The following is a 24,065-nucleotide window of genomic DNA, read 5'->3' as shown; positions in this document are numbered from 1 at the left end:
GCGGTTCCTCAGCAGTGGCAGTAATCGATGACCGAACCCTTCACGGGGGGAAGTTTCCCCTTCAGCACCGATAGATCAGGCATAGGTGTCGGGGGATCCAGTCGCATGGCTCCACCCGGACCCGTCGGGGAGTAGAACTTGATCGAACTCCACGGACGCTGACCATTGGCGAGAGCCCTCGCGATCATGGACATCTCGTAGTCCGTGGCAGCAGCTCCGGCCTCACCGCCCTTCAGACCACGCTGGGCAGCATCCATGAAGGTTCCCCGTTCGGCCAGGCCCGACATGTTGATGTGCAGCTTCACATTCGGGTCGGCAATGGCCTTTTCCGCAATCTGGGCGAAGTCCCTCGGGGACGCCGCGGAGAAGGTGACGAACTTGTTCTCGGGCAGCGCGGCCCACTCGTCGAGCTTCCCACCCCTCTGCCACCCCAACGCCACCTTGCAGTTGTGGACAAGGACCGGAGTGGCCCCCGCCAGCACGAAGAAGGTGTGCAGGTCCGCGACCGTAAGGTCGTAGACCGTGCGCGGAGCCAGGCCCGAACCGTCGTGGAGGGCGGTCACCGCGCGGACGGAGCCGTCCGGGGTGCGCAGGCGGTCGCCGGTGTGCAGGTCGGAGACCAGCGTCCACCCCCGGTCCATCACATAGAACTTGTGGCCGGCGGTGCTAGCCAGCTTCCCACCGTCGGCAACGGTGATATCCACCAGCCGCTGGGTGTCGTGCTTGAAGGTGTCGGTAACCTGCCGGGCCCTCAACTTGCCGGAAGCCGGATCCGTGGCCATGACGAGGTCCCCCACGCCCACCTGGCTGATGGACCGGTGCGAGCCGTCCGCCATCAGCACCCGAGTGGTGCCAGGGAAGCTGTTCGTCTTGCAGGCGGTGTACAGGTCTTCGTAGGCATTGATGGTGCTGTTGAGCTTGGCGAGGGTCCCGGGGTCCAGACCGAGCGCCTCAAGGGCTTTGAACGCATCACGGACGCCGACGCCGGTCTTCATGGCGGCGTCCAGAGCCCGGAGCCCTTCGTAGACCTTGCCGAACACCTTGCCCGGGATGAAGTTGCTCAGCGCCCAAGCGCAGCCGCTGGCGCTGCCGTGCCAGCAGTCGACGAAGTCCTGGACCAGGGCGGCCTTGAGGAGCTTGTACGTGACGGTCTGCTCGATCAGCTCCCACTTCGTGAAGTACCTGGTTGCCTCCTTCTTCAAGCCCTTGAGGGGCTCGCTCTCCAGGAGCAGCGTGTCCTGAGCGGGGCAGCCGTCGGCGCTGGCCGGCACCTTGGAGTTGGTGCAGAGGAAGAAATCGACCGTCGCGTTGAACGTGACGAGGAACGTGACGGTACAGCCCTCGAAGCCGATCTCGATGACGCAGTCGTTCTGCTGCTTGGCGTCGGTGATCTCGATGCTGTCGTCGTCAACGACGTACCACGTGCCGCCGATTCCGGTACCCGCGCCGCTGTTGACCTGCTTGTTGGCCTCCTTGCGCGCCGCAGACTCGGCCGCTTCCTGGGCCTCCTTCGCGTACTTGTCCGCGTCCTTCGCGGCCTTTTCGGCTTCCGTCGCTGCGACGTCAGCGCGGTCGGCTGCCGCCCGGGCGTCCTTCGCGGCCTCTTCCGCCTCAGTTGCCGCCGCGCGGGCGGCCTCCGCGTCGAGGGCCGCGTCGTCCGCCGATTCGCGGGCGTCCTTGGCGTGGCCTTCGGCGCGTCCCGCGGCCTTGTCGGCGGCTATGGCGTCCTCAGTGGCCTGTCGGCCGTATTCGACCGCGCGAGCCAGTGACGCGGCGGCCTTGGACGCGGCCTTGGCGGCGTCGGCCGCGTAGCCGAGCGCTTCGTTCGCATAGGTACGGGCGTCCGCCGCATGCCCGGCGGCGTTGGCCGCGTGCTGGTGGGCGGCCTTCGCGTCGCCCTGCGCCGCCGCGGCGAGGGCCTTGGCGGTGGCGGCTTCTTCCTTCGCGTTCTTGGCGTGCGCGTCGGCGACGGCTTTCTGTTGCTCGGCGATCGTCTTCGACGCCTGCCCCGTCAGCACCACCAGGCTCGCGGCCGAGTCCGTGGTGATGTACGGAGAGCCGAGCTGGATCGCGTCGTTCGCCGGCTTGGCGACCTGTGCGGCGGCCTTGCCCGCGTCGACTGCGGCCTGTGCGGTGACGTAGGCAAAGCCCGCGGCCTTCGCCGATGCCACCAGGGCCTTGCCGGCCTCCTTGCTCGCCTCGTTGGCGTGGCCCTTGGCGGTCTTGGCCTGTGCGTCCGCCTCATCGGCGAGCTTGACGGCCGCCTGCGCCTCGGACGCGGCGTGCTTCGCGGCCGCGATGGCCTCCGCTGCGGAGCTGGTCGCGGTCCTCACCGCCGCATCGGCCCTCAGCTTCGCGGCCTGGGCACCATCCGCGTTGGCGCGGGCGCGTGTCGCGGCTGCCTCGGCACGGGTCGCTGCGGCATCCGCATCGGCTGCCGACTGAGTCGCTGCGTCCGCCGCGGCGCGGGACCTCCCCGCTGCTGCTTCGGCGTCGTCGGCGTGCGCGTCGGCCGCGTCGGCGGCCGCCCTGCTCTCCTTGGCGTTGGCGTCCGACTCATGGGCATACGCGAACGCTTCCTTCGCGTCCGCCTTGGCGCGTGCCGCGTCCGCCTTCTGCTCGGCGTCCCACGCGTCGTCCCGCTTGTCCTTGGCACCGTCGCGGGCCTTGACCGCGGCGTTCCTCTTCTCGACCGCAGTGCCCTCAGCGGTTTCAGCCTTGCCCTTGGCGTCCTTCGCCTTCGTCGCTTCGGCTTCCGCGGTCTTTCTGTGCTGCGCCGTCTCCGCCCGCTTGGCGGCGGCAGTCTCCTTCTCCGCCTTCGCCGTTTTCTCCTCGGCCTCCCTGGGCGAGCGGCGTGTTCTGCCAGTGCTCCCGGTTGGCCAGAGCATATAGCGCCTCCGGGCTCTGGTTGAGCCCGTCCTGCGCGGTCGTGGCCATGGTCGGACCACCGACGCGCAGGACGTCGGTCATCAGGCACTGGTCCTGCCGCAGTTGCTCGCCGGCCGTGTCCTCGAACCAGTCGTAGGAGCTGCTCGCCGGGGCCATGCGCGGGTTCGTGGCCGGCCCGGGCAGGTCGGGCCGGACTGCCAGGCCGCCGACTACGGCCAGGGCCGTGAGGGAGGTGACGGCGGGGGCGAGTATCGAGGATCGGCGTGATCCGGGTCTGAACAACCCTGGTTTGGGGCGCAAGAGAACATCCTTCATGGCGAAAGGGGCAGACGGGGGCGACGGTTCCGTTCCGACGGAAGCGGCAGGGGAAGAGGGCGGGACTGCCAGCCCGCGGCTTCGGTGCGCAGGGCGGCGCCGTCCGGTGCGACGTGCGCGGTCAGTCGGTGTCGCGGCATGGCGAAGCCCCTCCCCGTGGTGGTGGCACCGTCCCCCGGCCGCCATCTGATGCGCGCGTCCGGTTGCGGACCGGCCAAAGGCGTTCGCAGAGGCGCGCGGCGATCACCATAGATGCAGATCAAGGCCATGTGAGGAGGGGAGACCGCAGCGTTCGGAGCCGGGCGGAAAGCCACTTGCCCGGCGCGGGACGCACAAAACGCCTGCTCATACCCACGGGTAGTTGTGTGGCAACTGTAAAGAAAGGGTGCAGAATGCGATGTCTTTCCGCCAGAAAATGGCCGGAAGCTTGCAGTGGGCCGACGCGAAACGACTTACGTCAGCACCGCACCCAGCGCCACGAACCCGCAGATCAGCGCGAAGAGAATCGCCAGCAACGGCCAGACGAAGCGCAGGTACTTGTCGTAGCCGACCTTCGCCAGGGCGACGCCGCCGATGGTGACCGCGGTGGTCGGGACCCACAGGTTCATCCAGCCGCTCGCCGCCTGCCACGCCGTGACGACGACCGCGCGCGAGACACCCGCGAAGTCCGCGAGCGGTGCCAGGATCGGCATGGCGAGGGTCGCGTGGCCCGAGGTGGAGGGGATCAGGAAGGCCAGCGGGAGGTTGACCACGAAGACGATGATCGCGAAGACCGCCGACGAGGTGCCCGAGACGATGCCCTCGATGGAGTGCAGGACGGTGTCCGTCACCTTGGAGTTGTTCATGATGACCGTGACTCCGCGCGCCAGCACGATGACCAGCGCCGGCGAGATGAAGTCCGCCGCGCCCTGCACGACCGTCGCGCTCAGCTTCTGCTCGCCGAAGCGGGCCACAATGCCCACGACCACCGCCGCGACCAGGAACAGCGCCGCCAACTGCGGGAAGGACCAGCCCAGTTCGAAGCCGTACGGGGTCGCGTCGGCGTCGCCGGTGATCGCGCTCGACCAGGGCACCACCGAGAAGATCATGAAGGCGAAGGTCAGGCCGACCAGGACGAGGATCGCCTTGTGCAGGCCGGTCAGTTCGGGCGGTTCGCCCGCGTCCGCGGCGGTGTGGTCACGATCGCCCGGGAGGAAGCCCGACAGTGAGCGTCCCGGGTTCTTCTGGACGCGTCTCGCGTAGCGGATGACGTACGCGACGGTCACGCCGGTCAGGACCACCCACATCACGGCGCGCAGCACGATGCCGTCGCCCAGCGAGATGTCCGCGGCCGAAGAGGCGACGCCGGTCGCGAAGGGGTTCACCGTCGAGCAGAGCACGCCGATGCCGGCGCCCAGGATGATCGTGCCGGTGGCGACCATCCGGTCGTACCCGAGGGCGAGCATCAGCGGCACGATCAGGCCGTAGAAGCCGAGCGTCTCCTCCGCGAAACCCTCGACCGTGCCGAGGAGCGCGAAGACCAGCATCACGCCCGCGATGAGCAACGCCCCGCGGTCGCGCAGCCGGTGGGCGAGGCGGCCGATGCCACGGTCGAGGGCGCCGGTCGCGAAGACGACCGTGATGAAAGCGCCGATCGCGAGGACAAAGAGGAACACGCCCGCGCTGCCGTACAGTTCGCCCGCCATGTCGGGCCCGACCTGCCCGTTCTTCGTGTCCTGGACGCCGTACAGGCCATTGACCGGGGCGAGGAAGAGATCGTTCAGCCGGTCTACGAAGCTCTGCCCGGAGGGGACGCGGTGGTACGTGCCCTCGATCGGCGCGCCGTCCTTGTCGCGGTCGTACGCGCCGGAGGGGATCAGAAAGGCCAGGGCCCAGACCGCGAGCGTGACGACGGCCAGGACCGTCAGCGCGCTGGGGAAGGTGAACTTGCGCTTCGGCGCCGCTGGTGGTGTCGGCGTCGCATCGGTACGGGTACTCACGAGGATGCTCCCGTCCGGGTTTCGGCGCCCGCGCTCACGAAGACGCTCCCACCCGAGGGTTCGGTGGCCGCGCTCACAGGGTCGCCTCCGTCCGAGGGGCCGATGCCCGCGCTCACGACATCGCCCCCGCCCGAGGGATCGGCGCCCGCGCTCACGACGTCGCCCCCGCCCGGAACGCTTCCGCGTACTCGCGCAGGAAGGCCGCCTCCGCGACGACTGCGGACCGCAGCTCCGAGAAGAGCACCCGCTCGTTCGGGGCATGCAGGTTGCACATGCTGTCCTGGGCGCCGAAGAGCAGCACCTCGGCGTCGGGCACGGCCTTCTGTAGGCCGTTGACCAGCGGGATCGAGCCGCCGCTCGCCACCAGCTCGGGCTCGGTCCCCCAGCCCTCGCGCAGCGCCGTCCGCGCGGCCCGGTAGGCGGGGCCACCGGTGGCCGGTTCGAAACCGGGGCCCGTGTCCCCCGCGGTGACGCTCAGCGTGACACCGAACGGCCGCAGTGAACCCAGGTGGGCGATCAGGATGCCCTGCGCCTCCTTGGGGTCCTGCCGCGGGTGGAAGCGCAGGTTCAGTTTGGCCCTGGCGTACGGGACGACCGCGGACGCCGCGTGGTCGACGCTCGGTGCGTCGATGCCGACGACCGTGATCGCCGGACCGCTCCACAGTCGCTCCCCGAGGCTGCCGGAGCCGATGAGCGGGACGCCGTCCCGGACGCCGGCCAGCGAGCGGAACTCCTCCTCCGTGTACGTCGTCCCGGTCCACTCCTCGCGGCGCAGGCCCTCGACGGCGATATCGCCGTGTACGTCGTGGAGGGTGGCGAGGGCCTTGATGAGCACGAGGAGCGCGTCGGGTGCGGCGCCGCCGAACTCGCCGCTGTGCCGGGGCTCGGCCAGCGTACGAACCTCGACGACGACCTCGGAGGCCCCGCGCAGGCCGGTGGTCAGGGTGGGGCTGCCGGGGCGGATGTTGCCCATGTCGGCGATGACCATGGCATCGCAGGCGAACCGGTCCGGGTCGGTCGGCGGGTAGTCGTCGAAGGCGCTGCCGAACTCCTCCTGGCCCTCCAGCACGATCTTCAGCCCGACCGGCGGCCTGCCCTCGTACGCCCGCAGGACGCCGAGGTGGACCACGATGTTCGACTTGTCGTCCGCGACACCGCGGGCGCGCAGCCCGCCCTCGATCGGCGTGGGCTCGAAGGGCGGCGACAGCCACAGGCTCTCGTCGCCGGGCGGCTGGACGTCGTAGTGCCCGTAGAGCAGGACGGTCGGGGCGTCCGGGGTCGGCGGCGGCACCTCGGCGACGATGATCGGGGAGGTGTCCGGCAGGTCGAGCCGGTCGATGCGGGTGACTCCGGCGTCGCGGAGCAGCTCCACGAGGAGGTCGTGTGCCTGATGCACGGGCTCCGGGGGGAATCCCGGGAACGCGACGGACGGGATGGCCGTCAGCCGTTCCAGATCCGCGCGGAGTCCGTCCATCAGTGTGTCGACCCTGGATCCCAGATCCATCGCAACCCCTGCTGTTCGTCCGTACGCCCCTGGGGCGCGCCCTTGAGGATTCCTCGCTCAATGGATCACAGGGGGCGTACCGGCGCATCTTCGAACAGGGGCGGGGAGCGGCACTTCGGAGCCGCCGCGTCAGCTGCTGAGGAACTCGCTGACCTGCTGGGCGAACTCGCGGGGGTGCTTCTCGTGCACGTGGTGACCGGCGGAGATGGTGACCGAGTGGCAGTCCGGGATCAGGACGGCCATCTCTGCGACCCGGTCCGCGGACATCGAACTGTCCGGGCCGCCGGTGATGATCAGGCTCGGCGCGACGATCTCGTTGAGCCCTTCGAGCCACTGCGGGTCCGGGTCGGCGAGCTGCTTCGTGATGGCCGGCACGACGGGCCAGTCGTAGTCGATCGGCGTGTCGGGGTGCACAACCGGCGCCTGCGGGGTCTCGGCGGGGAACGGCGGCGGGGTCTCCGCCATCACGAGCCGCTCCACGCGGTCCGCGTGCTCCTGCGCGAGCAGGTAGGCGACGACGCCGCCCATGCCGTGGCCGACCACGCCGACCCGGTCCACCAGCTCCAGCTCGTCGAGGAAGCCGTACACGTCGTCGCGCATCAGCTCGACGGAGTACTCGTCCGGCCAGTCGCTCTCGCCGTGCCCGCGCAGGTCGATCGCGTAGACCCGCCATTCCTCGCCGAGCGCCTGCCCGGCCTCTTCCCAGCTCGCCGAGGAGGAGCCGAGCCCGTGCAGCAGCACGATCGGCGTTCCGAACGAATCGCCCCAGGTCCGATAGGCCAGCCGTACGTCGCCGACATCCACTACAGAGAGATCACCCATACCCATACCCCGACGCTACAGCCCTGGGCGGGGCGCCCGGACCGCGCGGGGACCGGTGCCCGTGAAAGGCTCGTCGGGTGAAGCCGACCACCCGACCGACCCCCTGCCCGGCCCCCTGCCCGACCGCGCGCCCGACCGCTCGGTCTGCTGCCCGTCCGACCACCCGGGTGACCGCCCGCCGCACCACCCGTCTGCTGCTCGCGACACTCGCGCTCACCCTGCTGGCTCTGACCGGCTGCGGCTCACCCCCGTCGGACGGATCGAATGGGTCGAACGGATCCCAGGGGTCCAAGGGGTCCAAGGGGTCCAAGGGGTCCAAGGGGTCCAAGGGGTCGTCCTCCGCCCGGCCCGGGCTCGGAGACCCCGTACTGAAGGACATCGCGCTGCAGCTCGTCTCCAGCGCCGAGAACTCCTCGCTGGACTGGAAGGCGCAGTACAAGTACATCGAGGACATCGGCGACGGTCGCGGCTACACCGGCGGGGTCATCGGTTTCTGCTCCGGCTGCGGCGACATGCTGAAGGTCGTCGAGCGCTACACGCGGGCGCGGCCCGGCAACCCGCTGGAGCCGTTCACCGGGGCGCTGCGCGCGGCCGGCGGCGGCGACTCCCACGAGGGGCTCGGCACGCCGTTCACCGAAGCGTGGGTGCGGGCCGCCGGGGACCCTGAATTCCGCGCGGCGCAGGACGCCGAGCGGGACCGCGCCTACTTCGACCCGGCACTCGCGCAGGCCGAGCGGGACGGGCTCGGCGCACTGGGCCAATTCATCTACTTCGACGCCCGCGTGATGCATGGTCAGGGCGACACGAAGGGCACGGTCGGCTTCCGCACCATGCGCGCCAGGGCCATCGCGAAGGCCGAGCCGCCGTCTCAAGGAGGCGACGAGAAGGCGTACTTGGCGGCGTTCCTCGATGTCCGGGTGGCGGCCATCGACTGGGAGCCGTCCCACTCCGACACCAGCCGCATCGAATCGGCCCAGCGGATCTTCCTCAACGAGGGGAAGTTCGGGCTGGAGAGGCCGTTGCGCTGGACGGTGTACGGCGACTCGTACCGCATCGACTGACCCGACGGCAGATCTCAGGCCGACCCACCGACTGAACCATCAGCCGACCTGGACCGACCCACCCGCCGCCCCATCCGCGATCGCTGCCGCATGCACCGGCTGACAGGTCCTCACCAACTCCGCATGTCCGCAAGGGTATACGCCGTGCCGCTCGCCTGATAGGAAAGCTTCCTAACAAACCACAGCGGCACCACATCACCCTTGGAGGCCAGGTGCACACCCCCTTCTCACGCGCCCAGCACCGTGTCACCCCCCTGCTCCCGCTCCTGCTCGGAGTGGCACTGACGGCGATACCGGCCACCGCCTTCGCCGACGCCTCCGCGGACACCACGTCCGCGTCCTCGGCGTCGGTCACGACGGCGGCCGCGGTAGGACTGGACGATCCGGCGAAGAAGGAAATCGCCATGAAGATCGTCTCCAGCGCGGAGAACTCTTCGCTGGACTGGAAGGCGCAGTACAAGTACATCGAGGACATCGATGACGGCCGCGGCTACACGGCGGGCATCATCGGCTTCTGTTCGGGCACCGGCGACATGCTCGACCTGGTCGAGGCCTACACCGCCCGCAAGCCGGGCAATGTGCTCGCCAAGTACCTGCCGGCCCTGCGCAAGGTGGACGGCACCGACTCGCACCAGGGTCTCGACCCGAACTTCCCGCGCGACTGGGCGACGGCCGCCCAGGACTCCGTCTTCAAGGAGGCGCAGAACAACGAGCGTGACCGGGTGTACTTCAACCCCGCCGTCGACCAGGGCAAGCGCGACGGCATCGGCACCCTCGGCCAGTTCGCGTACTACGACGCCATCGTGATGCACGGCAACGGCACCGACAGCACCAGCTTCAGATCCATCCGCAAGCGCGCCCTGGCCAAGGCCAAGCCGCCGGCCCAGGGTGGCAACGAGACCACCTACCTGCACGCGTTCCTCGACGCCCGCGTCTGGGCCATGAAGCAGGAGGAGGCGCACTCGGACACCAGCCGCATCGACACCGCGCAGCGCGTCTTCCTCAACAAGGGGAACCTGAACCTCAACACACCGCTCGACTGGAAGGTCTACGGCGACAGCTTCCGCATCGGCTGACGTCACCTCTCGTCACGTGACCTCTCATCACGTCACGCCGCATCATGTCGAGTCACGTCACTGGCAGTCCGGTTTCTGTACTCCTGTAATTCGCCCAACTCTCGTATGGTGCTTCGCAGTTGAACCACTGGTCACGTGAACCACTGGTCACGCGGACGAGGGCGAGGATGCATGAGAGCGGTATGGCGTCGATCGGTGACGGCTCTGGCGGCAGGACTCCTGACCGTAGGAATGGCCACGGTCGACGCCGTGGCCGCCGATCCACCGCAGCCGGCCTTCTCGGCCACCACCGGCGTCGGAGTGCACAACGCGTACGAGAAGGCGAAGTACCCGTACTTCGCCGACGCGTTGGACTCCGGCGCCGCACTGCTGGAGCTGGATGTGTGGACCAACGTATTCGGCAGCAACTGGCGTGTGTCGCACAGTAATCCGTTCGGCAACGACAACAACTGTGAGAACGCGGCGAACGCGGACCAGTTGCGTACCAAGGCCCGCAACCAGAACCTGGGCGGCTGCCTCGCGGACATCAAGGCGTGGCACGACGCCCACCCCGGCCACCGGCCCATCGTCCTGAAGCTGGAGCTCAAGGACGGCTTCCAGGGGAAGAACGGGCGTGGTGCCGCCCAACTCGACGCCCTGCTCGGCGAGAAGCTCGGCGACGCGCTGTACCGTCCTGCCGATTTGGCCGGCGGACACGGGACGCTCGACACCGCCGTACGGGCCGACGGCTGGCCCGCCCGGTCCGCGCTCGCGGGGCGGTTCGTGGTGGAGCTGATCCCCGGGACGGTCGAGGAGGGCAACCCGGCCGACACACTGTGGACCGACCGGGAGTACGCCACGCACCTGCGTGACCTCGCGGCGGCCGGCCGGCTCCGGGACGCGGCGGCGTTCCCCGCCGTGCACCGCGCCGAGGGCGGTGACCCGCGGGTGCGGTACGCGGATGCGAGCATCCGGCCCTGGTTCGTGGTCTTCGACGGCGACGCGTCCGCCTACACGGGCGGCTCCGTCGACACTGGCTGGTACGCCCGCAACCGGTACTTCCTGATCATGGCGGATGCCCACAACGTGGTCCCGGCGATCGACGGTACGAACCCGACCGAGGCGCAGGCCATCGAACGGCTCTCCCTGCTGGCGGGCAGACACGCGAGCATCATTTCGGCCGACTGGTATCCCCTGCCCCGGGTGCTGGCCGCCGTCGTACCGCGCGCTTCGGGCTGACCCGCGGCGTGAACGGCGAGGAGGGGTGGCGGTCCGTCCGGACCGCCACCCCTTCGCATCCCGCCCGGCTCAGTGCGCGGTGGCCGGGATCTGGTCGGGGATCTCGGGCTTGGTGATCTCCCCGCCCCCGTCCGCTTCCTCGGCCGAACTCTGCTGCTTGCCCCAGTGGTTGAAGGCCAGGTTGAGCGCGATGGCCACCACGCACCCGGTGCTGATGCCCGAGTCGAGCACCACCAGCAGGTCCTCGGGGAACGCGTGGTAGAAGCCCGGGGCGGCGATCGGAATGAGACCGACGCCGACCGAGGCCGCCACGATCAGCGTGTTCTCGCCCTTCTCCAGCGCGGCCGTGGCCAGCGTCTGGATGCCGCTCGCGGCGACCGTACCGAAGAGCACGATGCCGGCGCCACCCAGTACGGGCAGCGGGACCAGCGCGATGACGGAGGCGGCGACCGGGCACAGGCCCAGCAGGATCAGGATGCCGCCGCCGGTGGCGACGACGTACCGGCTGCGCACCTTCGTCATGGCGACCAGGCCGACGTTCTGGGCGAAGGCGCTGGCCATGAAGCCGTTGAAGAGGGGGCTGATGGCGCTGCCGAGGGTGTCGGCACGCAGACCGCCCTCGATGACCTTCTCGTCCGCCGGCCGGCCGACGATTTTGCCCAGCGCGAGCATGTCGGCGGTGGACTCGGTCATGCAGACCAGCATCACGATGCACATCGAGATGATCGCGGCGATCTCGAACTGCGGTGCGCCGAAGTGGAATGGCGTCGGGAAACCGACGACGTCGGCGCTCTTGATGGCATCGAAGTTGGTGATGCCCACCGGGATGGCGATGAGCGTACCCGCCACGAGCCCCAGCAGGATCGCGATCTGCTGGAGGAAGCCGCGCAACAACTTGCGCAGCGCCAGGACGATCACGAGGGTGAGCGCGGCCATCCCGATGTTCGTCATCGAACCGTAGTCGGGCGCCTTGGCGTTGCCGCCCTGCGACCAGTTGAACGCGACCGGCAGCAGTGAGACGCCGATCAGCGTGATGACGGTGCCGGTGACGACCGGCGGGAAGAAACGCACCAACTTGCAGAAGTACGGGGCGAGTACGAAGCCGATCACGCCGGCCACGATCACCGCCCCGAAGATGATCGGCAGGGCGTCGTCGCCCTGGCCCTTGCCGATGGCGATCATCGGGGTGACACCGGCGAAGGAGACGCCGTTGACGAAGGGCAGCTTGGCGCCGATCTTCCAGAAGCCGAGCGTCTGGAGAAGGGTGGCTATGCCTGCCGTGAAGAGGCTCGCCCCCATCAGGAAGGCGGTCTCCTTGGCGTCGAGGCCGACGGCAGGGCCGATGATCATGGGTGGGGCCACCACGCCGGCGTACATCGCGGCGACATGCTGGAGGCCGGTGGTGAACATCTTCAGTGGGGGCAGCGTCTCGTCGACCGGGTGCTTCTCATCGGCGGCGACTGCGTCTTTGCGAAACCTGGGCTTTACGGCCACAGCGGTTCCTCCGGTCGGTTACACGTCTGCGGGGACATGGGTGTCATGGAGGTGGTGCGGAGTGGGGCGTGGTGCAGGTGTGCAGATGCTGCGAGTCGTGCGGGCGGTTCGTCGGTGCGGGTGTTCTGGTGGTGCGGTGATCCGGACGGCCCGGGCGGTGCTGGCCTGGGCCTGTCGGTGATGCGGGTCGTGCGGGCAGGGCAACCGGACGGGGTGCTCACCGGTCCCGAGGGGCGCGCACGCTCACGTACGCGCCTCCCGGAATCGGCCACCGTGAACCCCGCTCGGGTCCACGGCCGCCGATCGGGGGCCGTCCCCCCCGATCGGCCGGTCTGGTGAAACGGCCCGACGTCGGTCAGGCCTGCGCGGCGATCCGCGCGAGCCGCTGTGCCTCGCCGCGCGCGGAGCGGGCGATGGCGTCCTCGTCCACCGTGATCAGGCGGGTGTCCTCGACCACGGGCTTGCCGTTGACGAGGGAGAGGGTGACCGGGGCGGCGGCGCCGAAGACGATGGCGGTCACGGGGTCGGCGATGGTGGAGTGGCCGATCCCGTCGATCTTCCACATCACCAGGTCGGCGAGCTTGCCGGCTTCGAGCGAGCCGATCTGGCTCGCGCGGCCGAGTACCTGGGCGCCGCCGTACGTACCGAGGCGCAGCGCCTGGCGGGCGTTGAGCGATGCCTCGCGGTGCGGGCCGAGGCGGTTGATGAGCAGGGCGTTGCGCAGTTCGGTGTGCAGTTCGCCCGACTCGTTGGAGGCGGTGCCGTCGACGCCGAGGCCGACCGGGACGCCCGCCTTCAGCATGTCCGGGACCCGGGCGATGCCCGCGGCGAGCCGGGCGTTGGAGGACGGGCAGTGGGCGACGCCGGTGCCCGTGCGGGCGAAGGCTGCGATGTCGGAGTCGTTCATGTGGACGCAGTGCGCCATCCACACGTCCTCACCGAGCCAGCCGGTCGACTCGAAGTAGTCGGTCGGGCCCATGCCGAAGAGTTCCTTGCAGAACTGCTCCTCCTCGACGGTCTCGCTGCCGTGGGTGTGCAGGCGTACGCCCTTGCGGCGGGCCAGCTCCGCGCCCTGCTTCATCAGTTCCGTGGTGACCGAAAACGGCGAGCAGGGGGCGACAGCGATCTGGGTCATCGCGTCGAAGGAGGTGTCGTGGTGCTGGTCGATGGTCGCCTCGGTGGCGGCGAGTGCGCCTTCGAGGGTCTCGACGGCGAAGTCCGGCGGCAGGCCGCCGTCCGACGTGCCGCGGTCCATGGAGCCACGGGCGAGGGTGAACCGTACGCCCGTCTCGGAAGCGGCGCGGACGATGGCGCTCGACAGGTCGCCGGAGCCCTTCGGGAAGACGTAGTGGTGGTCCATCGCGGTGGTGACACCGCCGCGGGCCATCATGGCCAGCGAGCCCTGTGCGGCGGCGTACGCCATGGGTTCGTCGATGCGCGCCCAGGTGGGGTAGAGCGCGGTCAGCCAGTTGAAGAGGTTGTGGTCGGTCGCGAGACCGCGGGTGATCCACTGGTAGAAGTGGTGGTGCGTGTTGATGAGGCCGGGCGTGACCAGGTGGCCGGTGCCGTCGATACGGCGTACGACCCCTTCCAGACCCTTGGGGGCCTGGCCCGCGCCGATCGATTCGATCCTGTTGCCGGCGACTACGACGTAACCCGACGCGTACTCGGTGTCGTTGGCGTCGACGGTCGCGATCGCGCAGTTCTCGATGACGATGCGCTCGACCGCGCTGACCGCGCTGTCATGGGCTGCCGGTGCTGCCATGGTGCTTCCTCGTTCTCTCTGTGGCGGTTCGGGCACGGCAGGGCCACGGGATTTTGAGTGCCGGAGCCCGGCGTGGCAGCTGACAGTACTGCCGCCGATGAGCTGCTCCGGGTGCCGAAATGAGGGAATCGGATTTCGGTCCGGTACGGCGCCCGCCGGTGGTGGGCCGGCGGGGCCGTACTCAGCCATGGGTCAGAGGTTGGTCATGTCGACCGGGATGCGGGGCTCGACACCGTCGCGCAGGACGGTGGCCTCGATCAGGCCGTACGGGCGGTCCGCCGCGAAGTAGACCTCGTTGTCGTTCTTGAGCCCAAAGGGCTCCAGGTCGACCAGGAAGTGATGGTTGTTCGGCAGCGAGAAGCGGATCTCGTCGATCTCGCTGCGGCTGTTGATCACCCGCGAACCCATTTGGTACAGGGTCTGCTGGAGCGACAGGGAGTACGTCTCGGCGAAGGCCTGCAGGATGTGCTTCTTGGCCTGCTCGTACGAACGCTCCCAGTTGGGCATCCGGTCCGCGTCGTCGGTCCAGTTGTAGCGCCAGGCCGCGGAGACGTCGGTGCACAGGACGCGGTCGTACGCCTCCTTGAGGGTCGTGTACTTGTCCTTGACGTAACCCCAGAACTCCGAGCTGGTGGAGTTCATGACCGTGAGGTCCTTCAGGCCGGAGATGATCTCCCACTTCTCACCGTCGAAGGTGATCTGCGTGGTGCGCAGTTCCTGGCCCTTGCGGGCGAAGGAGTGCCTGACCTCGTCCGAGCCGATGAAGCGGGAGTTGTTGTCGGCGGTGGCGATCCGCTCCCAGGTGTACTCCTGGATCCGGATGCGGGCGACCTTGATCGGCTCCTGGCTGGTCACGAAGTGGCGCGCCAGGTGGATGCCGAACTGCTCGGCCGACTCGATGCCGTGTTCCTTCGCGAAGGCGTACACCGTGTTCTTGGTGGTGTCCGTGGGCAGGACGTTCGCGTTGGAGCCCGAGTAGTGGACGTCGTCCATGTCGCCGGAGAGGGCGACGGAGACGTTCAGGTCCTTGATGTGGTGGGTGTCGCCGTCCCGCGTGATCTTGACGACGCGGTTCTCTGCCTTGCCGTACTGGTTCTGGCCAAGAATCGTGGGCATGTCTGCTAGCTCCCTCGGTATACGGAGTAGCCGAACGGGTTGAGCAGCAGCGGTACGTGATAGTGCTCGCCCGGCGCGACGGCGAACGTGATCGCCACCTCCGGGAAAAACGCACCGCTGTCCCTTACGCGGGGGGCGTCCTGCTTGGCCTCGGCTTGCTGGTCTGTGCTGCGGTCGTCAATGAAGTACGACTCGGTCTCGAAGTCGAGCCGTACGTGGGTGGTGCCTTCCGGCAGGGCCGGCAAGTCCTTGCAGCGCCCGTCCGCGTCGGTCTTCGACCCGCCGAGCGCCGTCCACCGCGCCGCACCGCCGCTGCGGGCGGTGAGGGTGATGGCGACGCCGGCTGCGGGGCGTCCGATGCTGGTGTCCAGGATGTGCGTGGACACCGACGCGGTGGTCTCGGTACTCAAGACCTTCACTCTCCTTCTTCTACGAGGCGGGTCAGCCGGATGCGGTTGATCTTGCCCAGTTCGGTGCGGACGATTTCCCGCTCCTGCTCGGGCGCGTTCCCGATCCGCTCACGCATCGCGTCGCGCATCTGCTCCCCGGTCGCACCGGAGGCGCAGATCAGAAAGACATGTCCGAACCTGTCCTGGTAGGCAAGGTTCAGTTCGAGCATTTCGGCCTTGAGTGCCTCGGAGGCACCGGCCATCCCCCGCTGCTCGCGGGAGGAGGTCGGGTCGCCGGGCTTCGGCCGGCCGATCGGCGGGTGCCCCGACATCGCTTCTGCCAGGTCCCCCGCGGTCAGTTCGGCCATGGCGGCGTCACTGGCGAGGAAAAGGGCGTCCGCGGTGGCGAAGGGGCGTCGGGCGAGCAGGTCGCTCCTCCACGCCGAACTGGCGCACACCTCGTGGAGCGCGGCTGTGGCCTCGCCGACCTGCAAGGTGTTGAACCGGGCCAGACCCGGTGTCGTACTCGAAGTCACGGGAGCCTCCGTGGCCTTGTGCTGGACGGGCTGGGCATAGCTAACGCTCTCAAGAACATCACGTCAACAGTTTGTTGAAATTCGGCGAACACAAAAACCGCCGCCCGGGCGTCCGGACGGCGGTTCCGCGAAATGATCGATCAAACCGGTGGCCGCACCGGCGGCCGGCTACTCGCTCTTGGGGGTGTTTTCCCTGTTCAGGTAGTTGTACACGGTGAAGCGGCTGACTCCCAGGGCGCCCGCCACCGTCTCCACCCCATGCCGCACGGAGAAGGCCCCGCGGCCCTCCAGGGTCCGTACGACCGACTGCTTGGCCTTGCGGTCGAGCTCGGACAGTGGCATGCCGTACCGGCGCTCCAGGGCGGCCAGGATGTGGTCGAGGGAGTCCGAGAGCTGCGGCAGCCGCACCGCGAGGACGTCCCGGCCCTCCCAGGCCAGCACCACATCGTCACCGCACGCCTGCTCCGGCCCCATGATCTCCGCGCCCATGGCGTCGGCGAGCGGCTTTATCGCCGTGAAGAGCGGGTGTTCGGTCACTGCTCGTCCTCCCCGATCACATTGACCTGCAACGAGACCCGGGTGGCACCCTCGGCCAAAGACCTGCGCAGCAGCGCGTCGACCGCGGTCAGCACCGCGTCCGCACCGCCCTCCGCGGTGTTCCCGAACGGGCCGACATCCACCGCGTCCAGTTCGGCCACCTGGATGACCTCCCGGGCGGCCAGCGCATGCGGCGGCGCATCGTCGAGGTCGAACGGCTCGGTCGTGAACTCCACTCTCAATCGCACGCGCTCAACCTACTGCGCGAGGCACGAAAACCGGGAGCCCCTCTTGACAGCCCTCCCGCATTCCGGGCAACCTTCCATCAAGCAGAAAACAACTTCCGCGATACGGAAGGAGCGTCAAAACTCTCATGGCCTCTCTTTTTTCCGAGAAGCGCGGCACCGGCCAGCGCTTCGATGTGAACCTCTCCATCCTCTTCACGGAACTCCCGCTCCTTGAGCGTCCCGCGGCCGCCGCCGCGGCGGGCTTCACGGCGGTCGAGCTGTGGTGGCCCTGGATCGAGACCCCCACCCCTGACCAGGCCGAGCTCGACGCTCTCAAGAAGGCGCTCGACGAGGCAGGCACCCAGCTGGTGGGCCTGAACTTCTACGCGGGACAGCTGCCCGGCCCCGACCGCGGCGCGGTTTCCGTGCCGGGCGAGGAGTCGGACCGCTTCCGCGCGAACATCGACGTCGCAGCGGACTTCGCCGCCTCGGTCGGCTGCAAGGCGCTCAACGCGCTCTACGGCAACCGCGCGGAGGGCGTCGACCCGGCAGTCCAGGACCAGCTGGCCCTGGAGAACCTGGTGCTCGCCGCCCGCGCCGCCGACCGCGTCGGTGCGATCCTCCTGATCGAGACCCTGAACAAGCCGGAGTCGCCGCTCTACCCCCTGGTGAGCGCGCCCGCCGGGGTGGGTGTCGTCGACAAGGTCAACGCGGCGACGGGACTGGGCAACGCCAAGTTCCTGCTCGACCTCTACCACCTGTCGATGAACGGCGAGGACCTCGTCGAGGTCATCGACAAGTACGCCGACAAGACCGGTCACGTGCAGATCGCCGACAACCCCGGCCGCGGCGCCCCCGGCACCGGCAGCCTCGACCTCGCCGACCTGCTCGACCGCCTCGGCAAGGCCGGTTACGACGGCTGGGTCGGCCTCGAGTACAAGCCCGGCGACCGGCCGAGCGCAAGCGCCTTCGAGTGGCTGCCGGCCCCGCTGCGCGCCGCCGGCGCCTGACGGCCCACCCCTGACGTACGCAAGATTTTTTCCGAAAGAGGCACCCTCATGAGCACCCTCCCCAAGATCGGCTTCATCGGCCTCGGCATCATGGGCTCCCCCATGGCCGAGAACCTGCTGAAGGCGGGTTACGACGTCACCGGCTTCACCCTTGAGCAGCCCAAGATCGACCGTCTGGTCGCGGCCGGCGGCAAGGGCGCGGGCTCGATCGCCGAGGCCGTCAAGGACGCCGACGTCGTCATCACGATGGTGCCCGCCTCCCCGCAGGTCGAGGCCATCGCGTACGGCGAGGACGGCATCCTGGAGAACGCCAGGAAGGGCGCCCTCCTGATCGACATGTCCTCGATCACCCCGCAGACCTCCGTCGACCTGGGCAAGGCGGGCGCCGAGAAGGGCCTGCGCGTCCTGGACGCCCCCGTCTCCGGTGGCGAGGCCGGCGCGATCGAGGCCGTACTGTCGATCATGGTCGGTGGCGAGAAGGCCGACTTCGACGCCGCCAGGCCGGTGCTCGACGTGCTGGGCAAGACCATCGTCCTGTGCGGCCCGCACGGCTCCGGCCAGACGGTCAAGGCCGCCAACCAGCTGATCGTCGCGGTCAACATCCAGGCGTGCGCCGAGGCCGTGGTTTTCCTGGAGAAGTCCGGCGTGGACCTCGCCGCCGCGCTCGACGTCCTCAACGGCGGCCTCGCCGGTTCCACCGTGCTGACCCGCAAGAAGGACAACTTCCTCAAGCGGGACTTCGCCCCGGGCTTCCGGATCGACCTGCACCACAAGGACATGGGCATCGTCACCGACGCCGCCCGCAATGTCGGTGCCGCCCTGCCCGTCGGCGCGGTCGTCGCCCAGCTCGTCTCCTCGCTGCGCGCCCAGGGGGACGGTGGCCTTGACCACTCCGCCCTGCTCCGTGGCGTCGAGCGCCTGTCCGGTCAGCCCGTCAAGAGCTGACCCGACCTCCTGAACTCCGGGCTGCGGCAGCGCTGACACCTGTCCTGTCGCGCCCAGGCGCTGCCGCCGCCCGGACCCAGACTCTTGTTTTCAACAAACTGTTGACGCTAAGTTCAGCCCTTGCCTACGCTCCACATGACGGAAAACGTCTTCCGTCAGCAGCTCCCGCACGGAAGGTCCCCATGTCGAAGCGTGTGCTCACGACCGAATCCGGCGCCCCGGTCGCCGACAACCAGAATTCCGCGTCCGCCGGTCTCGGTGGCCCGCTCCTCCTCCAGGACCAGCACCTCCTTGAGAAGCTCGCCCGGTTCAACCGTGAGCGCATCCCGGAGCGTGTGGTTCACGCGCGCGGCTCCGGCGCGTACGGCTACTTCGAGGTCACCGACGACGTCACCGGCTTCACCCGCGCGGACTTCCTCGGCGAGGTCGGCAAGCGGACCGAGACGTTCATTCGTTTCTCGACCGTCGCCGACAACCTCGGTGGCGCGGACGCGGTCCGCGACCCGCGCGGTTTCGCGCTGAAGTTCTACACCGAAGAGGGCAACTACGACCTCGTCGGGAACAACACCCCGGTGTTCTTCCTCAACGACCCGGTCAAGTTCCCCGACTTCATCCACTCCCAGAAGCGCGACCCCTTCACGGGCAAGCAGGAGCCGGACAACGTCTGGGACTTCTGGGCGCACTCGCCCCAGTCCACCCACCAGATCACCTGGCTGATGGGCGACCGCGGCATCCCCGCCTCGTACCGGCACATGAACGGCTTCGGCTCGCACACCTACCAGTGGACGAACGCCGAGGGCGAGGCCTTCTTCGTCAAGTACCACTTCAAGACGAACCAGGGCGTCCGCTGCCTGTCCTCCGAGCAGGCCGCCGAACTGGCCGGCTCGGACGCCAACTCGCACCAGACGGACCTGCTCCAGGCCATCGAGCGTGGGGTCAACCCGTCCTGGACGCTGCACGTCCAGGTCATGCCGGCCGCCGAGGCCGCGGACTACCGCTTCAACCCGTTCGACGTGACGAAGGTCTGGCCGCACGCGGACTACCCGCTCCAGCGGGTCGGCCGCCTGGTCCTCGACCGGAACCCGGACAACGTCTTCGCCGAGGTCGAGCAGGCCGCGTTCTCGCCGAACAACTTCGTGCCCGGCATCGGCGCGTCCCCGGACAAGATGCTCCAGGGCCGGCTCTTCGCCTACGCGGACGCCCACCGCTACCGCCTCGGTGTGAACCACACCCAGCTGCCGGTGAACGCGCCCAAGGCGACCACGGCCGACAACTACGGCCGCGACGGCGTCATGTCGACCCGCTACGGCAGGCGTCACGACAAGAACTACGAGCCCAACTCGTACGAGGGCCCGGCCCAGACGGACCAGGCGCTCTCGGCCCCCCTCGCGGTGACCGGCTGGACCGGCACCCACGAGAACGCCGTCCACGTCAAGGACGACGACTTCTTCCAGGCCGGCGAGCTCTACCGGCTCATGTCGGACGAGGAGAAGGCCCGCCTGATCGCCAACATCTCCGGCGGCCTCTCGCAGGTCACCCGCGACGACGTGATCGAGAAGAACCTCGCCCACTTCCACGCTGCCGACCAGGACTACGGCAAGCGCGTCGAGGAAGCGGTCCGCGCCCTGCGCGAGGACTAGCACGCAACGCACAGCCCACAGACCGCGCGCGGAAGCTGACGGGAGGTCATCTTCCACGCGCCGTCCGTACCGTCGACCCGAATGAGGGGTGATCGGCGATACGGACCGGACTGGGAACCGCGGCGGCGAGCGAGCCAGTGCGGTGGTCAAGGCTGCCGGTCCGCCCTGCTCGACCTGAGAACAGGGCGGACCGGCAGTTCATCGCCCACCGCCGCGGTCCCGGACCGACCCCCACCTCCCCCTGCGACCCTCGCACCGCGCGGGGTTCAGGACGCTGCGCCGGACTCCGGCCGGCCACCCACGCGGGCCGTGTCTCGGCCCGCCGCACCACCCGCGGCCTCGACCGCACCCCATAGACCCGCCCGGCGGCGCGAATGTCCTGTCGCGCCAGCCTCGTGCCGTCGGGCGGCTTCAACTTCCGTGAAAGTGCGCGGAGTACGGATGGTTCCGTACTCCGCGCACTTTCGCGTTCCGGGCGCGCACATGCTCCCGCGTGCCCGGGTCCACGCGCCCTGGTCCCGCCCCTGAGCCCCGCGCACCCCGCACAGGGCAATCGGGACACCGCACCAGGCTCGGCGTCCGGCTGCGCACGCCTCACACGTCCACCCGCCGCCGTCGACCCCGCCGCGCTCGCGCGGGTGAGCGGCGCCGGCGCGCCAAGGGCCCTCGCCCGGCAACCCGGCCCAGCACCCAGCACGAAGCGCGGCGCCCCGCAGTGGCACGCGCACGCCGAAGGGGCGGCCCGCCGTGCTGGCGGGCCGCCCCTTCAGGAGGTGCGGGTCGTGCGGGGAGCTACCGTCAGACGAGCGGACGGATCGCCGTGGGTGCGTGGCCCGGCTCCGTGGCGAGCTCCTCCCACTCCTTGACGGCGCTGATGTCGGCCGTCGGGCTCATGGAGATGTTGGTGACCCGCTCCAGGATCGCCTCGACGACGACCGGGACCCGGAATTCGGCCGCCAGTTTCTTGGCCTCCTCGAAGGCGGGCAGCAGCTGGTCGGGCTCGGTGACCCGGATCGCCTTGCAGCCGAGACCCTCGACGACCTTGACGTGGTCGACGCCGTAGACACCCAGCTCCGGGGAGTTGATGTTCTCGAACTCCAGGTTGACCTGGAAGTTGATGTCCAGGCCGGCCTGCGCCTGACGGATCAGCCCGAGGTAGGCGTTGTTCACGAGAACGTGGACGTACGGGATCTTGTGCTGCGCGCCGACCGCGAGCTCCTCGATCATGAACTGGAAGTCGTAGTCGCCCGAGAGGGCGACGACGGGCGTCTGAGGGTCGGCGGTGGCGGCACCGAGCGCGGCCGGGATCGTCCATCCGAGCGGGCCCGCCTGGCCGCAGTTGATCCAGTGCCGCGGCCGGTAGACGTGCAGCATCTGCGCGCCCGCGATCTGGGAGAGGCCGATGGTGGTGACGTAACGCGTCTCCGGGCCGAAGGCCTTGTTCATCTCCTCGTACACGCGCTGCGGCTTCAGCGGCACGTTGTCGAAGTGCGTGCGGCGCTGGAGCGTGGACTTGCGCTCCAGGTGCGAGGCGACCCACGCGGACCGGTCGGGCAGCTTGCCCGCGGCCTTGAGCTCCTTGGCGACCTCGACGAAGAGCTCGAGGGCTGCCTTGGCGTCGGACGCGATGCCGTAGTCCGGGGCGAAGATCTTGCCGATCTGGGTGGGCTCGATGTCGACATGGACGAACTTGCGGTCCTTGGTGTAGACGTCGAGCTTGTAGCCGGTGTGGCGGTTGGCCCAGCGGTTGCCGATGCCCAGGACGAAGTCCGACTCCAGGAACGTCGCGTTGCCGTAGCGGTGCGAGGTCTGCTGACCGACCATGCCCGCGTTCAGGTCGTGGTCGTCCGCAATGGTGCCCCAGCCCATCAAGGTCGGGACGACGGGCGTGTTGGTGATCTCGGCGAACTCGACCAGCAGGTCGGAGGCGTCCGCGTTGATGATGCCGCCACCGGCGACGATCAGCGGGCGCTCGGACTCCAGCAGGAAGGTGATCGCCTTCTCGATCTGGGCGCGGGTCGCGGCCGGCTTGTAGACGGCCAGCGGCTCGTACGTCTCCGGGTCGAACTCGATCTCGGTCAGCTGGACGTCGATCGGCAGGTCGATGAGGACCGGGCCCGGACGGCCCGAGCGCATCAGGTGGAACGCCTGCTGGAAGACGCCGGGCACCTGCGCGGCCTCCAGAACGGTGGTCGCCATCTTGGTGACCGGCTTGGCGATCGAGGCGATGTCGACGGCCTGGAAGTCCTCCTTGTGGAGGACCGCGACCGGAGCCTGGCCGGTGATGCACAGGATCGGAATCGAGTCGCCGATCGCGGAGTATAGCCCGGTGATCATGTCGGTGCCCGCCGGGCCCGACGTACCGATGCACACACCGATGTTGCCGGCCTTGGTGCGGGTGTACCCCTCGGCCATGTGGGACGCGCCCTCGACATGGCGGGCCAGCGTGTGGTCGATACCACCGCCCGCTTCGAGGGCCTTGTAGAAGGGATTGATCGCCGCGCCGGGCACACCGAACGCGGCCGTCACGCCTTCGAGCTTGAGGATCTCAACAGCCGCTCGGGCGGCGGTCATACGAGGCATTGGGTACTCCTGCTTCGGCCTGTCGGAACGACCCCACCGCTGTGGACCGGTGAGCGTCATTTCCATAATGCGGAAGTTTAGTTCTGCTATATGGAAGTAATCTAGAGGTGGGTCGTGCAACCGTCAAGGGCGGCCAATGGTTGAAGTCCCTCCCCAAGGCGTCGCTCTTGGTGGACGATGGGACACGTACCGCAGTCATAAGCGCCGACGGTCCGAGGGGGACGGTCATGGGAGAGAACGTGCCGGTGCGCTGCCCGGCATGCCGCCGCCATCACACGTTCACGCCGCCGGCCTTTCCCTGCGCGTGCGGCGTGCCGCTCGCGCCTCCGCTGCTCCGGGGCGCGGCGCCGGAGCGAATCACGCACCGCACCTGGACCGACGCCTGGGTCACGGTCCGCTGCGAGTCCTGCGGGCGCCAGGACCAGTGGCCGCAGCCCGAGCTGGGCTGCGCGTGCGGGGTGGTCCTGCGCATTCCGGTGCGTCCGGTGCCGCGCACCGCGGCGGCCGGATCCCCGCCCACCGCCGAATACCCGTCCCACATCCCGTTGCCGCCGACCGCGGCTCCCCCGCGCCCCACGTTCCGCCCGATGACGATCAGGACCGCGCGGGACGCGGTGACCGCGGCTGCGCTCTATCTGAAGTGGCTCGGGTTCCGGGACATCATGCAGTCGCCCGAGCGGCCGGCGTCCGGCATCGATCTGCGCGGGCCCGGCCTGGTCGCGCAGATCGACCCGACGACCCGGCCCGCCAAGCTGCGCGACGTCGAATGCCTGTGGCTCAACGGCCTCAGCTCGTCGGCGGTGAGTGTCTTCTTCTCGCTCGCCGGGTACGCCGACGACGCCAGGGCCCGAGCCGACTCGCTGGGCATCCCGCTCTTCGTCATGGACCTCACGGGGACGCCACAGCCGGTCAACGGCCCGGCGGACGAGCTCATCAGCACCGGTGCGTAGGGGTGCCCC

Annotated in this window: 18 protein-coding genes and 1 pseudogene; 7 read left to right on the top strand and 12 right to left on the bottom strand. The window is 69.0% G+C overall.

Translation table 11 applies throughout. From position 1 onward, the window contains the following. Positions 1–8 precede the first annotated feature (8 nt). The 4 genes and pseudogenes from ACLLJJ_RS35795 to ACLLJJ_RS35780 all read right to left on the bottom strand — a co-directional run. Positions 9–2,855, bottom strand: a pseudogene (locus ACLLJJ_RS35795) (polymorphic toxin-type HINT domain-containing protein); the annotation flags it as partial. A gap of 801 nt (positions 2,856–3,656) precedes the next feature. After that, positions 3,657–5,183, bottom strand: a complete 1,527-nt coding sequence (locus ACLLJJ_RS35790; protein ID WP_434598833.1) for a YfcC family protein — start codon at positions 5,181–5,183, stop codon at positions 3,657–3,659. Positions 5,184–5,334: 151 nt separating this feature from the next. Beyond that, positions 5,335–6,687 carry a M20/M25/M40 family metallo-hydrolase gene (locus ACLLJJ_RS35785; RefSeq protein ID WP_434598832.1) on the bottom strand — a complete coding sequence of 451 codons (1,353 nt, stop codon included), beginning with the start codon at positions 6,685–6,687 and terminating at the stop codon, positions 5,335–5,337. A 129-nt stretch (positions 6,688–6,816) separates the two neighbouring features. Beyond that, complete coding sequence (locus ACLLJJ_RS35780) at positions 6,817–7,509, bottom strand: alpha/beta fold hydrolase (protein ID WP_434600614.1); 693 nt, start codon at positions 7,507–7,509, stop codon at positions 6,817–6,819. 167 nt (positions 7,510–7,676) lie between these two features. Between ACLLJJ_RS35780 and ACLLJJ_RS35775 the strand changes: the two genes are divergently transcribed. The 3 genes from ACLLJJ_RS35775 to ACLLJJ_RS35765 all read left to right on the top strand — a co-directional run bounded on the left by ACLLJJ_RS35775 (position 7,677) and on the right by ACLLJJ_RS35765 (position 10,864). Then, positions 7,677–8,570 (top strand): chitosanase, encoded by an 894-nt coding sequence (locus ACLLJJ_RS35775; protein ID WP_434598831.1) that lies wholly within the window; start codon positions 7,677–7,679, stop codon positions 8,568–8,570. A gap of 212 nt (positions 8,571–8,782) precedes the next feature. After that, positions 8,783–9,646 carry a chitosanase gene (locus ACLLJJ_RS35770; protein ID WP_434598830.1) on the top strand — a complete coding sequence of 288 codons (864 nt, stop codon included), beginning with the start codon at positions 8,783–8,785 and terminating at the stop codon, positions 9,644–9,646. A gap of 231 nt (positions 9,647–9,877) precedes the next feature. Further along, positions 9,878–10,864, top strand: coding sequence for a phosphatidylinositol-specific phospholipase C domain-containing protein (locus tag ACLLJJ_RS35765; RefSeq protein ID WP_434600613.1), 987 nt, complete (start codon positions 9,878–9,880; stop codon positions 10,862–10,864). Positions 10,865–10,933: 69 nt separating this feature from the next. Here ACLLJJ_RS35765 and ACLLJJ_RS35760 read toward each other — a convergent pair whose 3' ends face one another. From ACLLJJ_RS35760 to ACLLJJ_RS35730, 7 genes are all read right to left on the bottom strand, one after another. Next, the gene (locus ACLLJJ_RS35760; protein ID WP_434598829.1) at positions 10,934–12,358 is read right to left on the bottom strand and encodes a nucleobase:cation symporter-2 family protein; all 1,425 of its coding nucleotides are present in this window, start codon (positions 12,356–12,358) and stop codon (positions 10,934–10,936) included. A 355-nt stretch (positions 12,359–12,713) separates the two neighbouring features. Beyond that, the gene (locus tag ACLLJJ_RS35755) at positions 12,714–14,123 is read right to left on the bottom strand and encodes an 8-oxoguanine deaminase (RefSeq protein WP_434598827.1); all 1,410 of its coding nucleotides are present in this window, start codon (positions 14,121–14,123) and stop codon (positions 12,714–12,716) included. A gap of 192 nt (positions 14,124–14,315) precedes the next feature. Then, entirely contained in the window at positions 14,316–15,239 is a 924-nt protein-coding gene (gene pucL, locus ACLLJJ_RS35750; RefSeq protein WP_434598825.1) for a factor-independent urate hydroxylase, read from the bottom strand. A 5-nt stretch (positions 15,240–15,244) separates the two neighbouring features. Further along, positions 15,245–15,649 (bottom strand): hydroxyisourate hydrolase, encoded by a 405-nt coding sequence (uraH, locus tag ACLLJJ_RS35745; RefSeq protein WP_434598824.1) that lies wholly within the window; start codon positions 15,647–15,649, stop codon positions 15,245–15,247. Positions 15,650–15,654: 5 nt separating this feature from the next. Beyond that, entirely contained in the window at positions 15,655–16,164 is a 510-nt protein-coding gene (gene uraD / locus ACLLJJ_RS35740; protein ID WP_434598823.1) for a 2-oxo-4-hydroxy-4-carboxy-5-ureidoimidazoline decarboxylase, read from the bottom strand. Positions 16,165–16,332: 168 nt separating this feature from the next. Then, positions 16,333–16,653: a helix-turn-helix domain-containing protein gene (locus ACLLJJ_RS35735; RefSeq protein ID WP_434600612.1), complete on the bottom strand. Its 321-nt coding sequence runs from the start codon at positions 16,651–16,653 to the stop codon at positions 16,333–16,335. 44 nt (positions 16,654–16,697) lie between these two features. Next, on the bottom strand, positions 16,698–16,949 hold the full coding sequence (locus ACLLJJ_RS35730; protein ID WP_434598822.1) for a hypothetical protein: 252 nt from the start codon (positions 16,947–16,949) through the stop codon (positions 16,698–16,700). Positions 16,950–17,074: 125 nt separating this feature from the next. Here ACLLJJ_RS35730 and ACLLJJ_RS35725 point away from each other — a divergent pair, with 125 nt between their 5' ends. The 3 genes from ACLLJJ_RS35725 to ACLLJJ_RS35715 all read left to right on the top strand — a co-directional run bounded on the left by ACLLJJ_RS35725 (position 17,075) and on the right by ACLLJJ_RS35715 (position 20,523). Then, a complete protein-coding gene (locus tag ACLLJJ_RS35725) occupies positions 17,075–17,938 on the top strand; it encodes a TIM barrel protein (RefSeq protein ID WP_434598821.1) in 864 nt (287 codons plus the stop codon). 48 nt (positions 17,939–17,986) lie between these two features. Further along, the gene (locus tag ACLLJJ_RS35720; protein WP_434598819.1) at positions 17,987–18,883 is read left to right on the top strand and encodes a 2-hydroxy-3-oxopropionate reductase; all 897 of its coding nucleotides are present in this window, start codon (positions 17,987–17,989) and stop codon (positions 18,881–18,883) included. A 182-nt stretch (positions 18,884–19,065) separates the two neighbouring features. Then, positions 19,066–20,523, top strand: coding sequence for a catalase (locus ACLLJJ_RS35715; RefSeq protein ID WP_434598818.1), 1,458 nt, complete (start codon positions 19,066–19,068; stop codon positions 20,521–20,523). A gap of 798 nt (positions 20,524–21,321) precedes the next feature. On the opposite strand, the gene gcl is transcribed toward ACLLJJ_RS35715, so the two are convergent. After that, positions 21,322–23,097, bottom strand: coding sequence for a glyoxylate carboligase (gcl, locus tag ACLLJJ_RS35710; protein ID WP_434600611.1), 1,776 nt, complete (start codon positions 23,095–23,097; stop codon positions 21,322–21,324). Between the two features lie 236 nt (positions 23,098–23,333). Between gcl and ACLLJJ_RS35705 the strand changes: the two genes are divergently transcribed. Beyond that, positions 23,334–24,056, top strand: a complete 723-nt coding sequence (locus ACLLJJ_RS35705; RefSeq protein ID WP_434598817.1) for a hypothetical protein — start codon at positions 23,334–23,336, stop codon at positions 24,054–24,056. The last annotated feature ends 9 nt before the right edge of the window (positions 24,057–24,065 follow it).

It is taken from the genome of Streptomyces sp. A5-4 (genome assembly GCF_051131715.1).
Taxonomy (GTDB): Bacteria; Actinomycetota; Actinomycetes; order Streptomycetales; family Streptomycetaceae; genus Streptomyces.
Note: the sequence above shows the minus strand (reverse complement) of the source record. Positions and strands in the feature narration are given on the sequence as shown.